The organism is Aneurinibacillus sp. Ricciae_BoGa-3 (assembly GCF_028421645.1).
GTDB lineage: Bacteria > Bacillota > Bacilli > Aneurinibacillales > Aneurinibacillaceae > Aneurinibacillus_B.
Genome location: NZ_CP116887.1, coordinates 1,386,749 through 1,400,323, shown reverse-complemented (window position 1 = coordinate 1,400,323; position 13,575 = coordinate 1,386,749). Strand labels below are relative to the sequence as shown.

Genomic DNA, 13,575 nt, shown 5'->3' with positions numbered 1-13,575 from the left:
AGGTGCTACCATGGTGTAGGTGCTTTTCCGAAATTTAAATCAAAAGAAAGTTGTTTTCACTAGCATTGGCATATAAAAAAGCGAAACTCGCCACAGTGTTGGCGAGTTTTCTTTAATAAGTGATCCATTCCTTATTCAACTAAACTGCCGGTTAGCGGAATAAAATAAGGAATGTCACAACAGCCCTCTTTTGAAGTATAGATCCCCGATAGTTTAGCGAGATCGGGTGAAAACCTTGGTCGCTTGGGCTGTTTTGAATAATCATTTTCCTCCGCAATTGAGGGAGCCGATAGGCGGTCCAGCACAGCATCGATATCGGCCGCCAGAATCTCATTGTTGATCAATGACAGCATTCTGGGAGCAAACATGATTATGAAATGGTTTGTAAAACTCTAACAATCTCTTTTTCAATAACGGAGTCGTCTACCGTATCTAGATATTCAGGTTTAAGCAATTGATACTGTTTCATTTTGTAAAAATCAGTAATTGCTTGTTTCAAGGTGACATCATACTGAATAGAGAATGATGGTTCCATGAATCGCCGCAGTACAGCGTCATCTTGAACCATAAACAGCACAGCATTCATTCTGTTGAAAATTTTCTGCTCCATCCCAGATTCAAAAAAAGTTTGTAAATTTTTATTTCTATTTTGTTGGGCAGCTGCAAGAGTCTCAAAAAGGTGCGGATAAAATTCTTTGAGATCATTCAAGAACAAATCAGATAAATAAATAACACATATCAACGATTGTAGAAACGTTTTTTGAAAGCGCTCGATAAAAGAGACGGATTCATCTTTTACATCGGAATCAACCTCTTGTAGGAAGTTAATAGCATACTGTACAACCTGTTCGATGATTTCATCTTTGGATGAAAAGTGCTTATAAAGCGTTACTTTGCTAATATCCATATATTTTGCGATATCGTCTATTTTTAGTTGGCTGAATTTGATTCTTCTAATAACAGGTTTTATTTTTTCAATATATTTATCTACACTCACGGGTTTCCTCACTACTTAAAGCCTCCTTGTGATACTCATAAATCATATTATATCAAATTCACACACACCACAAACACTGTTGATAAAATTAATAAAGTTAACTAATTTTATAATATTAGTTTACTTTATTAATTTTTGCTTGTATAATCAGCCCTGTACCTAAATATCCCATACCAGATAAACCCAGGAGGAAAGATAAGTATGCGTGTTTTTATCACAGGAGCAACAGGCTTCATCGGTTCCGCCGTCGTCTGCGAACTCATCGATGCCGGACATCAGGTCGTCGGTCTTGCTCGATCAGACAAGGCCGCCGCGTCGCTGACTGTCGCCGGGGCCAAGGTACACCATGGCGCCCTCGACGACCTCGATAGCCTGCATAAGGGCGCCGCAGCAGCAGATGGCGTCATTCACCTGGCCTTCAAGCATGACTTCTCGGACTACGCCGGTGCGTTCGCAGCCGATCTACGCGCCGTCGAGACGATGGGTGCAGCGCTCGAGGGCTCCGGCAATCCATTTGTGATCACATCGGGAACATTGATGCTCGCATGGTCGCTCCCCCCGGGGCGTCTCGGTACGGAGGAGGTCGCGGTCGATGCCGCAGTGCCCCGGGGCGCATCGGAGAACGCAGCGATCGCGCTGGCTGAGCGCGGAGTGCGATCATCGGTCGTCCGTCTCGCGCCGTCCGTACACGGTCCGGGCGAACATGGCTTCGTCCCGAGCCTAATAGGCATTGCTCGCGACAAGGGCGTCTCTGCCTACATCGGCGACGGGTCCAACCGCTGGCCGGCCGTGCATCGCCTTGATGCGGCGCGCCTGTTCCGGCTGGCGGTGGAATCCGCCCCGGCGGGGTCACGGCTGCACGGGGTCGGCGATGAGGGTGTGCCATTCCGTGACATCGCTGGCATTATCGGTCGCCACCTGAACATGCCGGTGGTCAGCATTTCCCACGAAGAGGCAGACGCCCACTTCGGATGGCTCGGCGCCATGGTGTCAACCGACAACCAGACTTCGAGCGCACTGACCCAGGAACGGTTGGGATGGAGGCCAGTGCAACCAGGGCTCATCAGTGATCTCGATCAGGGACATTACTTCAGGACCTGACCTGAACATGACCGATCCGGTTACGAAGACGTCGCTCCACAACACTGATCAACCTAGATTCAGGACTCATTTGGTCAGAGATCGGGTAGTATCAGCGTAGCTGTCACTATCCCTCCATGCAGAAAGGGTTTCGTTATGTATTTCATAACGAAACCCCTTTTGACGAACACGTATCTTGGTTCTATTCTCTAAATAACGTGCTTCACATAACAGGCTGTTTATCGCAATCTTCACATTAACCAATTTTGATAGCAAATGGATTCGTAGGATTGATAATCTTAATAAGTGTTTCTAAAGGCTTTTGTATTTTGAGGATATTCAAATCATTGACTAGATGCCTTTAGAATTTTAAGTCACTCTTTAGGATATTCGAGGAGGTAAACCTTTATAAAATAAAATTATCAAAAAATTATGGATAATTACAACAAAAAATTATACACTATATTAGTCTGAATAATTCATACAGGAGGTGCTATTCATGTTTTTAACTATTGATGGGTTTTTCAAGGCTTGGACGTTCGAAAGCGCTTCAACACAAAAAATTCTTGACGTGTTAACGGATGAATCGTTGAAGCAATCCGTTAAACCTAATGATCGTACCTTAGGTGGCATTGCTTGGCATATTGTCACTTGCCTTCAAGGTATAATGGGACAAACAGGTTTAACCTTTAATGCACCATCCCATGAAACCACCACTCCTACATCTGCAAACGAAATCGCTGCTACATATCGCCAAGCTAGCCAATCCTTAATCCAAGCAATAAAAACACAATGGACAGATGAAACACTTACGGAAACGTGTAACATGTTCGGACAGTTCGATTGGGCAAAAGGATTTAGCCTTTCTATCCTCATAAATCATCAAATACATCATCGAGGACAAATGACCATCCTAATGCGTCAAGCAAACCTAATTGTTCCAGGAGTATATGGTCCTGCTAAAGAAGAGTGGGACAAATGGCATGGAAACTCATGAAATTGAAAAAGGAGTAGCCCTAACATTTGTACGAAGCATTGGGTAATATATATTTCAAGCTAACAAGCCGATTTTTCCTACGTTAAGAAGGAAGAACGGCTCTTTTTTGTTACGCTATAGATTCCCATTAGCAGAATAAAAACTCTTAAAGTGCATTAAGGAGTTTGATCGAAAAATTGCATATGGTGTTTTTCACTTCGGTAGTAGTTTAAGCGATCATTCAAGTTACCTGTATGAAATTCAAATTTATGTCCGTCTGGATCTGTAAAATAAACAGAACGCTTGTCTTTTTCATCTCTAATTCTACCCGGGAGAATGTTTACACCCAATTCCCTCAATTTAGTATACAGGTGGGTGAACTCTTCTTCCTCTACTGAGAAGGCTATGTGGGTGTATGAATGCTGTATTTCATTTCGGGGAATATTCTTTTCAACATTTAAAGCTAACCATAGTCCATTTAAATCAAAGTAGGCTAAATTTCTCCCTTTAACTAATACCCTTGCATCAAACACATCCTCATAAAACTTGATTGATTTATCTAGATCAGAAACTGAAAAAAGTAAATGATTAATGCCTCCAATTTTCAAAACCCTTCCTCCTCCAAATCCGTTGGTAGCTTCTTTAAATACGCTGTGTTAACTTCAGATTCCTGCCCGTTAGCCACCCATGCAGCGCAAGCGCTGCACCACAGACTATGAAAATTTGGTTTTTTTGTTCATACTGATACTACGGCTGGGAGAGGAAGGTCGATCCGCTATGGACGTTCATAAAGACAGCATTACTGCATGTATTATGCCACCAAAAGGAAAGGAGATTCAAACGTTTTCCACTAAAACGGTGTTTCTACTCCATTTAATCGATTGGATTAAGGAGCATGGATGTACCCACGTTACCATGGAAAGTACAGGTGTATTTTGGAAACCGATTGTGAACTTACTTGAAGCTGAAAGTATAGAGTTTTTGGTCGTGAATGCCCAACATATGAAAGCTGTTCCCGGTCGTAAGACCGATGTGAAAGATGCCGAATGGATTGCCCAGCTTCTTCGTCACGGACTCCTCAAAGCGAGTTTCATACCAGACCGAAATCAACGAGAGTTGCGAGAACTGGTTCGTTACCACCGTAGCATCATAGAAGAACGTGCGAGACAACATAATCGGATACAGAAAGTTTTAGAAGGAGCTAACATCAAACTAGGCTCTGTTGTTTCTGATATTATGGGTTTCTCTTCTCGTGACATGCTTCGTGCCATCGGAGATGGCGAAGAAGACCCTGCAAAACTAGCTAACTTCGCTCGACGCTCTATGAAACGAAAAAAGGATGAACTTCAACTTGCCCTCCAAGGCTATGTCAATCCTCACCAACGTCTCATGATAAAAACAATTTTATCTCACATTGACTTTCTAACCGAACAAATTGAGATTCTGGATCAAGAGGTAGCCCAAAGAGTAAGTTCCTATCAAGAAGATATAGAGCGACTCGATTCTATTCCTGGCATTTCCACTCGAATGGCAGAACAAATCTTAGCTGAAATAGGGACAGATATTGAGAAGCAGTTTCCAAGTGCAGCGCAATTGTGTTCGTGGGCAGGACTTGTACCCGGGCATAATGAAAGTGCGGGAAAAAGGAAATCATCCAAAACGAAAAAGGGAAACAAATATCTAAAATCAGCCTTAGTAGAAGCCGCCCATTCAATAAGAGGTTCAAAAAATTACCTTGGTGCCCTGTACAGACGTACATCGGCACGAAAAGGGAAGAAACGTGCAGCCATTTCTGTCGCCCATGCCATGTTGAGAATCACCTATTACCTCTTAACACGTAAAGAAATGGATATCGACTTAGGAGAAGACTATTTTGACCAACAAAAACAACAATCGATTAGTCTGCGTCCTGGAATAGGGTCTTCCGTACCTGCAGTGGATGGCATCCGTGGCTTATCTTTTCTTACTCCCTCTGTATGGCTTCTGTAATCCCTCAGAAGAGCGTTTGCGTCAACCAAGGGATTACGTTCTCCCTGATAATTGCTAAAAGTATCTAACCAAGCAAAAAACGGGTATTTCAAGGGTACGTCTGATGCCAACCAGTGAAAGAATCATTATAATTTCTTCGGTTGGAGTGGTTAAGGTAACAGCTTCGTAAGCTAGTGTTACTAATTCTCTTTCATCGTCATCGTTTTGTATCTCGAGTTTGGAATCAACTAAGTATTTATTCCGAGGGTAAAGTTCCAATAAATCATTTTCTGAAATTCTCCATCCCTCTTTGTCACTGTTTTTGGTTGAGTTGGGAAACTTCCCGGATCGTATCCAACGCTTAATTGTCTCTTCGCTATTGCCTAATAGCGTGGATACTTCCTAAACTGTGAATTGTTTCATGTAAACACCACCATCACGTAAATTCCAATATTTAATCATTGACATATGATAGGTTAATGTTAATCACTACAATAGTTGTTGTAAATAGCTTGCTTGTTGTTGTAGTAATTGTGGTAGTATATGAGGTCATTTAAGAGGTCAATTAATAAAAAAAGGTATATCACATTGATAGTGACATACCTCTTACGAATATATTGTGTAACATTTAATAAAAATACCTTTATACCAATACCCTCATACGTTTTTATATCTTTAATTTTACAGAGTAGGTATGTGCTTTTTAATTTATACCGCTTTTTTCCTTCCATTAGCCGTTACAAAAAGAACGGCGGCAATGATAAGGAAGGCAATGAGAGAAACCCATGGCCCCGCAAGCGTGTTGTCAGACAGTTTAAGACCGGCAGAAACACCAACGGCAATGATAATCCCCATCAATGCTTCTCCCGCAATAAAACCGGATGATAAGAGAATGCCCCTCTCAAGCTTTTCTTTTAGCACATTCTCATTTTTCTCGCGGCGTTCAAGCCACCCGCGAATAATGCCGCCTAGCATAATAGGCGTGCTGAGATGGATCGGGAGATATAGGCCTACCGCAAACGGCAGCGAACCAATCCCCATTAATTCCACAAGTGCGGCACACGCCATACCGATAAAGATAAGATTCCAGGGAAGGTTGCCCTTCATAATACCCTCTACAACCATCATCATAAGGGTAGCCTGTGGAGCAGGAAGGTTTTTCGAACCAAAGCCATAGGCATTATCCAGCAGCATGAGAACGAGCCCAATCGTTAAGCTTGAAATGAACACACCATACATTAAAGCATACTGCTGGTATTTAGGTGTTGCCCCTACGAGAAAACCGGTTTTTAAATCCTGCGATGTATCCCCCGCCATTGCGGCTGCGATACAAATGACACCGCCAATCGTGATGGCCACAACCATGCCAGTATCCCCATGCAGGCCGAAAAGTTTAAGGATAAGCGTAATCAAAATCAGGGCGGCAATCGTCATGCCTGATACTGGATTGGAGGAGCTGCCCACAATCCCAACGATCCGGGAAGATACCGTTACAAAGAAGAAGCCAAATAGCATAACCAGCAAGGCTCCAGGTATGCCGATTTGAATCTTCGGAAAGAAAGCAAGCAGAGCGATAAGGATTATTGCCAACACAATAATAGTCGGCATTGGCATGTCCTGATTGGTCCGCAGGTTGTTCGGGGCTGTATGGGTGCTGCGGCCTCCGGTAAAGCCTTTGAGGGCAATGGAAAAGGATGAAGCGATAGTAGGCAGCGATTTAATGAGGCTGACGATGCCTCCGAACGCTACCGCACCTGCACCGATGTAACGCAGATAATTACTCCAAATATCCGAGTAATTCAGTTTGCTGATTGGATCATGCGCAGGAAATATAGGATGTGTAACAAATCCGCCGAAATAGCTGATGAGCGGGATAATGCCCAGCCATCCAAGCACGGCACCGGCAAGCATATAGCCCGCAATGCGTGGACCAATAATAAAACCCACACCAAGCAGCGAAGGAAGCGTGTCCATGCCAATGGCGGCATTTTTGAAGCCTTTAATTTCCCATTCAATTTCGGATGGAAAAGCTTTAAGTCCGTCTTCAATTAATTTAAAGACAGCGCCAATGCCAAGGCCGCTAAAAACCATTTTGGCAAGCCCTCCGCCTTTTTCACCCGCAATAAGCACTTCGGCGCAGGCTGTCCCTTCCGGGTAAGGCAGCGTGTTGTGCTCATTTACGATAAGAGCTTTGCGCAGCGGAATCATCATAATCACGCCAAGAATCCCGCCCGCCAGTGCGATAATGCCAATCGTAGTTAAGCTGGGATGAAGCTTCCAGATAAAAAGTGCAGGGAGCGTAAAAATGACGCCCGCTGCCAGCGATTCCCCTACTGAGGTAATCGTCTGGACCATGTTGTTTTCAAGGATGGAGCTTCTCTTCATAATTCCCCGAAGAATCGCCATCGAAATAACGGCTGCCGGAATGGATGCACTCACTGTCATTCCGACAATAAGTCCCAGATACGCATTCGCCGCACCGAATAAGATGGCGAGAACTCCCCCTAGAATAATCGTCGTCCAGGTAATTTCCGGACGCGTTTCATGCGCTGGGATATACGGTACAAATTCCTGGTCAGGATTGTTTGGATGTAGTTTATTGCTATCAGACATAATCCCCCACCTTTCTCAACTTTTTATTAACTAGTGTTGCCCTGTTATTCCTTAATACTCAAATATTTACTCCTCTTTACCCGGTTAACTGCTGCCCACTCTATACTTTAATGCAACGATTGGAAAAAGTTTATACATAAACTTAAATTCGTAAGAGGAATAATTTTATGAAATATACAAGCAGACAAAATAGTGCTACAATAGTAAAAATTAAATTATAGTATTTAGATAATTAGCTGGAGGGATAACAATTGGCTGAGTTGCGAAGCAATATGATTAAAAAGGGGTTTGACCGTGCTCCCCACCGCAGTCTGCTGCGGGCTGCCGGTGTAAAGGAAGAGGATTTTGACAAGCCATTTATTGCGGTCTGTAATTCATATATTGACATTGTACCGGGCCATGTTCATTTACAGGAATTCGGTAAAGTAGTGAAAGAAGCGATCAGAGAAGCGGGCGGTGTACCGTTCGAATTTAATACCATCGGGGTCGACGACGGTATCGCCATGGGACATATTGGCATGCGCTACTCCCTGCCAAGCCGGGAAATTATTGCTGATTCTGTAGAAACCGTTGTAGCTGCGCACTGGTTTGATGGAATGGTTTGTATTCCAAACTGCGACAAAATCACGCCAGGAATGATGATGGCCGCAATGCGCCTTAACATTCCAAGCATTTTTATCAGCGGCGGCCCAATGAAAGCCGGCGTAACGAAAACAGGCAGAAAAATCTCCCTCACTTCTGTATTTGAAGGGGTAGGGGCCCATCAGGCTGGAATTATTGATGACGCGGGACTGCAAGAATTGGAGCAATACGGATGTCCAACATGCGGCTCTTGCTCTGGCATGTTTACCGCCAACTCAATGAACTGCCTTGCTGAAGCTCTGGGCCTTGCTCTCCCGGGAAATGGAACCATTCTTGCGGTTGATCCAGAGCGCAAAGAACTGGCGCGCCGCACTGCGCACCAGTTAATGGAGCTCATTAAACTTGACATTAAACCGCGTGACATTGTTACCGAAAAAACAATCGACAACGCATTTGCGCTTGATATGGCGCTCGGCGGTTCAACCAACACTGTGCTCCATACGCTTGCCATTGCAAACGAAGTGGGCGTCAATTACTCACTGGAGCGGATTAACGAGGTAGCGGAGCGCGTTCCGCATCTTGCCAAACTGGCTCCTGCTTCCGATTGGCACATTGAAGACTTGGCCGAAGCCGGCGGGGTAAGCGCGGTGCTCCATGAGCTATCTAAGAAAGAAGGCGCGCTTCATCTGGACTGTCTGACAGTTACAGGAAAAACACTTGGTGAAAACATCAAAGGCCATGAAATAAAAAACACAAATGTCATTTATCCAATCGACAAACCGCACACAGAAAAAGGCGGGCTCGCTGTCCTGTTTGGAAACCTGGCTCCAGACGGTGCCATCATTAAATCGGGAGCTGTGCAGGATGGGATCAAACGCCACGAAGGCCCGGCTATCGTTTTTGAATCACAGGAAGACGCACTTGAAGGAATCGCCAATGGCAAAGTAAAAGAAGGCCATGTTGTCGTGATTCGTTATGAAGGCCCAAAAGGCGGACCTGGTATGCCGGAAATGCTGGCGCCTACTTCACAAATCGTCGGCATGGGGCTGGGAACCAAAGTCGCGCTCGTCACAGATGGCCGATTCTCCGGCGCTTCCCGCGGCTTGTCCATCGGGCACGTGTCTCCGGAAGCGGCAGAAGGCGGGCCGATTGCATTCATAGAAGACGGTGACCTGATTACGATTGATATCGAATCCCGGGAGATCTATGTTCACCTCTCAGACGAGGAGCTTGCGAGCCGTAAAGCGAATTGGAAAGGATTTGAACCAAAAGTAAAAACAGGCTACCTTGCCCGCTATTCTAAACTTGTGACATCTGCGAGCACAGGCGGTATTATGAAAATTTAGTTTTTTTCCGATAATAATAAGGTGCAGGAAGTTCGTGAAACTTACCTGTGCCTTTTTTCTTTCCTTATTGCTGGAGGGGAGTTGGAGATGGGACAAAAGATACTGATCAATACGTTTAAATGGGGAAGCATTCTGCTGCTATTTTTTTACTTTCAGTTCTTTCCGCCTGAGCGTGCGTATGCTCCCGAGGCGGCGTCTTCCCCCTTTTATGAAGTGATTGCCATTCCCGCTGGGAAAAAACCTGACCAGCTTAAATCAGATCTTAAACACTATATCCAAAAGCGGCATTATCCGGGTGGAAGAATTCCGATTATTTTCGCGGTTCCGCAGACGGCGGGGCTGCCTTTATATGAACCACTCCCTTTCTATCAACCTTCTGCGGTTCGGTATATTGCACGCAGCGGCGACTCTATCACTTTCTTCGATCCCTCATGCGCCTGCGGGCAGGAGCTTGAGATAGACAATGCTAAGCGAATGATTTCCCTTCAGCGTACACGTCTGGAAGAGGCACTTGTAGTGCGAAGCGGTTTGTACCACTACTATGTAACAAAAGGCCATCTCCCAGCAAAGCTAGCGGAACTGCTACGGCCTTTCCCGGGGAATTATCTTTCACAGTTGCCATCCGGCAAAGGAAACTTGCTGCAGCAGAAAAACTTGCTACAGGAAAGCGTACAGCTTAAACAGGGTTTTGAATACCGTTCAGGTCTTTTTAATCCTTCAAACCCATGGTTTAGCCTGCAAAAAGCAGTCAGACTATACCAGCTTGAGGAACCGAATGAGCAGCTTGAACCGATTGAAATTAAAATCTATGAGCCTTCCTATCGGCTACTGGTCATGAGCGGACGAAATATTGTTCGATCATACCCGATTGGTCTGGGAGCGGAGAACCGTACGCCAACAGGTGTCTACCAGATTGTACTTAAAGTCAATCAGCCGCTGTCGGTTAGCAAGGTTTACGGAACGCGCGGGCTGGTTTTAAGCGATGAACGGTATGCCATACACGGCACCAATGATCCTGCCTCAATTGGCAAAGCCGTATCCAAAGGATGTATAAGGCTTGATAACCAGGATGTGGAGGAATTGTACAGCCTGATTCCACTGGGTACTAAGGTGACGATTTCAAAAGAGAAAGCTCCTTCTTATACCAGCACAAACCCTTCTCCCCGTTTTATTCTGCCGGTTAGGCCGGATGAGCAAAACCCCCTCCGCGTTTACCATTGGAACAATTGATGGTAGCGATAGGGGGCTTTTTTTACTTGCAAATGCCGTGGCGGTGGGCATAAATCGCCGCTCTTGTCCGATCCTCAACATTAAGTTTGCTTAAGATGTTACTCACATGCGTTTTTACTGTTTTAATGCCGATAAACAGTTCGTCAGCTATTTCCTGATTGGATTTTCCCTGTCCAATAAGCGCCAGCACTTCAAGCTCGCGAGCTGTGCACTGCTCATGCGGCAGCGACTCATGCTGACGGAATCTCGCCATCATTTTTCCGGCCACCTGCGCCTCCAATACCGGCTGTCCTTTGATGGCCTGGCGTATTGCACTTGCGATATCGGATGCACGCGTTGTTTTAAGCAGGTAGCTGAATGCGCCAGCCTCAATAACTGGATACACCTTCTCATCATCTATAAAACTGGTAAGCACAATGACTTTTCCCGCGGGGTGGATCTCCCGGATACGGCGGGTTGCCTCGATGCCATCCATTCCCTCCATAACGAGATCCATTAAGATAACGTCAGGCTTGAGGCTCCTGGCAAGCTCTACACCCTCTTCACCACTGCTGGCTTCGCCTACAACTTCAATATCTTGTTCGGTCGATAGAAAAGCAACCAAACCCATCCTCACCATCTCATGATCATCGACTAATAGTACCTTTATAAGCTGGCTCATTTGGCACCTCCGCATTTTGCTGCACAAGCGGCACAATGACTTCGATCATTGTACCGTGGCCGGGAGCGGATGAGACATTAAAAACGCCGCCAATTTCCGCTACCCTTTCCCTCATTAACCCCATTCCATAGGAAGAAGACTTCTTGCCGTCTTCCATTGAGAAACCAACCCCATTATCTGTTATCCGAAAGTGGATTTTATTCCGAATGATGTTGAGCGTGACCTCTACCTTGTTTGCTTTGGCATGCCGCAGAATATTAGACAAAGACTCCTGCATAATCCGAAAGATGTGGTCTTCAATACCTTTCGGGAGGTCAGGAATTTCACCAATAGAAAGAAGAATATCCATTGACTGCTTCGCTTTGATTTCGTTGAGGAGTTCCTCAATACCCTGGCGAAGCGGCTTTCCTTCCAGCTGCGCTGGCCGGAGATGCAGGAGTAGCGCCCGCATCTCGGACTGGGCTGCAGCCGCCATTTCTTCCACCAGCTCAGCCTGCCGTCCGGCCATTTCAGGTTTCGAAACAATGGTCCTCTTTAATGCGGCCATTGTCATGGAAATAGCAAAAAGCTGCTGGCTTATGGCATCATGCAGTTCCCGTGCCAGCCGTTGCCGCTCTGCTGTCACCGCTGTATGCTTAACCTGCTCGGCCAATTCAGCATTATGAGTGGAGAGCCGCTGCAGGGAGGCCACCTGTTCCTGAAAGCGGGCTGTCATCTCATTCATGCGCATGCCAATCTGCCCTACCTCATCCTCCCCCAGATAAGGAACCCGCGTAGTCAAATCACCCCGCTCCAGCTTCATCGCGGATTGCAGGAGAATCTCCACCCTCTTCTTCATTAGATTCCCGTAGATATAGCCAACAGCTGTACCGATGATGGCGGCAGCACCAGCCAGCAGTACAAGCATAACAAAAGCAAAAAACATTCCGGGAAATGCAGGGATGCTCCACTGCCAGTTATCTGAAAGCCAGCTTTGAACGGAAAGCATCGAACTGCATTCATACCAGGCAAAGAAAAACAGCAGCAAACCTGCAGATACGGCACCAACACATCCCCAGAGGGACTGGCGCATGAACTGCCATTGGATATTCGGTAACTTTTGCTGTGCCATATGCCTCTCCTCTATAAATACATGACATCAATGTCGCCTATTAGGAGGCTGACGATAATACGCACTTTTTTCGTCGCTGTCTTATACCCCGATGTAGAGAGAGTCGTGCTGCGGTTGAAACCGCCCTGCTTATTGCCAAACACATCAATGTCGCCCAAATTTACATTGGCGGTTAATGTGATATTGAGATCATACGGAACATAAATATCGATATCCCCTACCCATCCGTTAATAAACAGAACCGTTTCCCCTTCATGGATGTAAGCGCGGGAAAGGTCAATTTTCACGTCGCCAATTCCATGCCAGATATTCATATCCTGCAGATCCCAACGACTGCCTGTCAAAAACAGGTTGCCGATCAGAGAGTGCTTCGTTTGCGGAGAATCCAAAGAAAACGAAGTAAAGGAAGCGCCTCCGCTATCACCTTCGGGAGCAACCTGCTGTTCATGCTCCTTTTTCAGGGAACCTCTAGGCGCCTCAGAATTCCGGGCCGCTTCCGGTTGGGAATTGGCGGGTTCAACACGGCTGCGTACGGGTCTCTTAAGGCCTGCCGGCGGAAAGGGCAAACCAGGCGTGAACTGGATTTCTTTTTTCTTCCTTCGCATCATGCGATAGCCTACATATATGATAAAGGCTGAGAAAGACAGCCCAATGAGCCTGCCCATGTGAATATTTAGTAGATAGCCGATTAGGTTGAGAAAGTTAATAAATCCCACCAATAACAGGAAAGCACCGAAAATGCGCCTGCCTTTGCTTAACAGCCTGAAGCCGATCAGCAAAAAAATAAACGGTACAACGATCCGGGGGCCCAAATCAGACACGCCTAGGGCGCTGAAAAGGATGGAAAGCCCGATAATAATAATCATAATGCCTGCGATATGCGTAAAAACTCGGGGTTTTTTCACCACTGGTCCTCCTCCCGGCTGTAAACAGGAAGCCATAGCCTCGGCGTGAATTCCAAGCTATGGCTAGATTCAACTATATCATAAAGCAAAACGCTCTCTCAATGTG

General features: G+C 45.8%; 12 protein-coding genes and 1 pseudogene. 5 read left to right on the top strand and 8 right to left on the bottom strand.

The features are described from left to right. Window positions 1-131 precede the first annotated feature (131 nt). Window positions 132-344: a hypothetical protein gene (locus PP175_RS07215; RefSeq protein WP_272442117.1), complete on the bottom strand. Its 213-nt coding sequence runs from the start codon at window positions 342-344 to the stop codon at window positions 132-134. A 26-nt stretch (window positions 345-370) separates the two neighbouring features. Next, a complete protein-coding gene (locus tag PP175_RS07210) occupies window positions 371-1,009 on the bottom strand; it encodes a TetR/AcrR family transcriptional regulator (RefSeq protein ID WP_272442116.1) in 639 nt (212 codons plus the stop codon). A gap of 189 nt (window positions 1,010-1,198) precedes the next feature. Between PP175_RS07210 and PP175_RS07205 the strand changes: the two genes are divergently transcribed. Together PP175_RS07205 and PP175_RS07200 are read left to right on the top strand one after the other, a co-directional pair. Beyond that, window positions 1,199-2,098 carry an SDR family oxidoreductase gene (locus PP175_RS07205; RefSeq protein WP_272442115.1) on the top strand — a complete coding sequence of 300 codons (900 nt, stop codon included), beginning with the start codon at window positions 1,199-1,201 and terminating at the stop codon, window positions 2,096-2,098. A gap of 478 nt (window positions 2,099-2,576) precedes the next feature. Then, the gene (locus PP175_RS07200) at window positions 2,577-3,074 is read left to right on the top strand and encodes a DinB family protein (protein WP_272442114.1); all 498 of its coding nucleotides are present in this window, start codon (window positions 2,577-2,579) and stop codon (window positions 3,072-3,074) included. Window positions 3,075-3,229: 155 nt separating this feature from the next. On the opposite strand, the gene fosB is transcribed toward PP175_RS07200, so the two are convergent. Then, on the bottom strand, window positions 3,230-3,661 hold the full coding sequence (gene fosB / locus PP175_RS07195) for a metallothiol transferase FosB (protein ID WP_272442113.1): 432 nt from the start codon (window positions 3,659-3,661) through the stop codon (window positions 3,230-3,232). Between the two features lie 169 nt (window positions 3,662-3,830). Between fosB and PP175_RS07190 the strand changes: the two genes are divergently transcribed. After that, complete coding sequence (locus tag PP175_RS07190) at window positions 3,831-5,042, top strand: IS110 family RNA-guided transposase (protein WP_272442112.1); 1,212 nt, start codon at window positions 3,831-3,833, stop codon at window positions 5,040-5,042. 84 nt (window positions 5,043-5,126) lie between these two features. Here PP175_RS07190 and PP175_RS07185 read toward each other — a convergent pair. Both PP175_RS07185 and PP175_RS07180 read right to left on the bottom strand, forming a co-directional pair. Then, a pseudogene (locus PP175_RS07185) lies at window positions 5,127-5,387 on the bottom strand (helix-turn-helix domain-containing protein); the annotation flags it as partial. Window positions 5,388-5,729: 342 nt separating this feature from the next. Next, window positions 5,730-7,634 carry an OPT family oligopeptide transporter gene (locus PP175_RS07180; RefSeq protein WP_272442111.1) on the bottom strand — a complete coding sequence of 635 codons (1,905 nt, stop codon included), beginning with the start codon at window positions 7,632-7,634 and terminating at the stop codon, window positions 5,730-5,732. A 251-nt stretch (window positions 7,635-7,885) separates the two neighbouring features. On the opposite strand from PP175_RS07180, the gene ilvD reads away from it, so the two are divergent. Both ilvD and PP175_RS07170 read left to right on the top strand, forming a co-directional pair. Next, the gene (gene ilvD, locus PP175_RS07175; protein ID WP_272442110.1) at window positions 7,886-9,562 is read left to right on the top strand and encodes a dihydroxy-acid dehydratase; all 1,677 of its coding nucleotides are present in this window, start codon (window positions 7,886-7,888) and stop codon (window positions 9,560-9,562) included. Between the two features lie 87 nt (window positions 9,563-9,649). Next, on the top strand, window positions 9,650-10,792 hold the full coding sequence (locus PP175_RS07170; protein ID WP_272442109.1) for a L,D-transpeptidase: 1,143 nt from the start codon (window positions 9,650-9,652) through the stop codon (window positions 10,790-10,792). A 22-nt stretch (window positions 10,793-10,814) separates the two neighbouring features. Here the strand turns inward: PP175_RS07170 and PP175_RS07165 are convergent, their stop codons facing one another. From PP175_RS07165 to liaF, 3 genes are read right to left on the bottom strand one after another with little or no spacing between them, the layout of a single operon-like run. Beyond that, complete coding sequence (locus tag PP175_RS07165; RefSeq protein ID WP_272442108.1) at window positions 10,815-11,453, bottom strand: response regulator; 639 nt, start codon at window positions 11,451-11,453, stop codon at window positions 10,815-10,817. Then, window positions 11,419-12,564 carry a HAMP domain-containing sensor histidine kinase gene (locus PP175_RS07160; protein WP_272442107.1) on the bottom strand — a complete coding sequence of 382 codons (1,146 nt, stop codon included), beginning with the start codon at window positions 12,562-12,564 and terminating at the stop codon, window positions 11,419-11,421. Before PP175_RS07160 ends, PP175_RS07165 begins: the two co-directional genes overlap by 35 nt. Window positions 12,565-12,575: 11 nt before the next feature. Beyond that, a complete protein-coding gene (liaF, locus tag PP175_RS07155) occupies window positions 12,576-13,469 on the bottom strand; it encodes a cell wall-active antibiotics response protein LiaF (protein WP_272442106.1) in 894 nt (297 codons plus the stop codon). Window positions 13,470-13,575: the final 106 nt, after the last annotated feature.

Excerpts from the sequence above, each read along its gene's own strand:
- PP175_RS07165 (WP_272442108.1), bottom strand. The coding sequence starts at position 11,453 with ATGAGCCAGCTTATAAAGGTACTATTAGTCGATGATCATGAGATGGTG.
- PP175_RS07180 (WP_272442111.1), bottom strand. The coding sequence starts at position 7,634 with ATGTCTGATAGCAATAAACTACATCCAAACAATCCTGACCAGGAATTT.
- PP175_RS07160 (WP_272442107.1), bottom strand. The coding sequence starts at position 12,564 with ATGGCACAGCAAAAGTTACCGAATATCCAATGGCAGTTCATGCGCCAG.
- PP175_RS07170 (WP_272442109.1), top strand. The coding sequence starts at position 9,650 with ATGGGACAAAAGATACTGATCAATACGTTTAAATGGGGAAGCATTCTG.
- PP175_RS07205 (WP_272442115.1), top strand. The coding sequence starts at position 1,199 with ATGCGTGTTTTTATCACAGGAGCAACAGGCTTCATCGGTTCCGCCGTC.
- PP175_RS07200 (WP_272442114.1), top strand. The coding sequence starts at position 2,577 with ATGTTTTTAACTATTGATGGGTTTTTCAAGGCTTGGACGTTCGAAAGC.
- PP175_RS07190 (WP_272442112.1), top strand. The coding sequence starts at position 3,831 with ATGGACGTTCATAAAGACAGCATTACTGCATGTATTATGCCACCAAAA.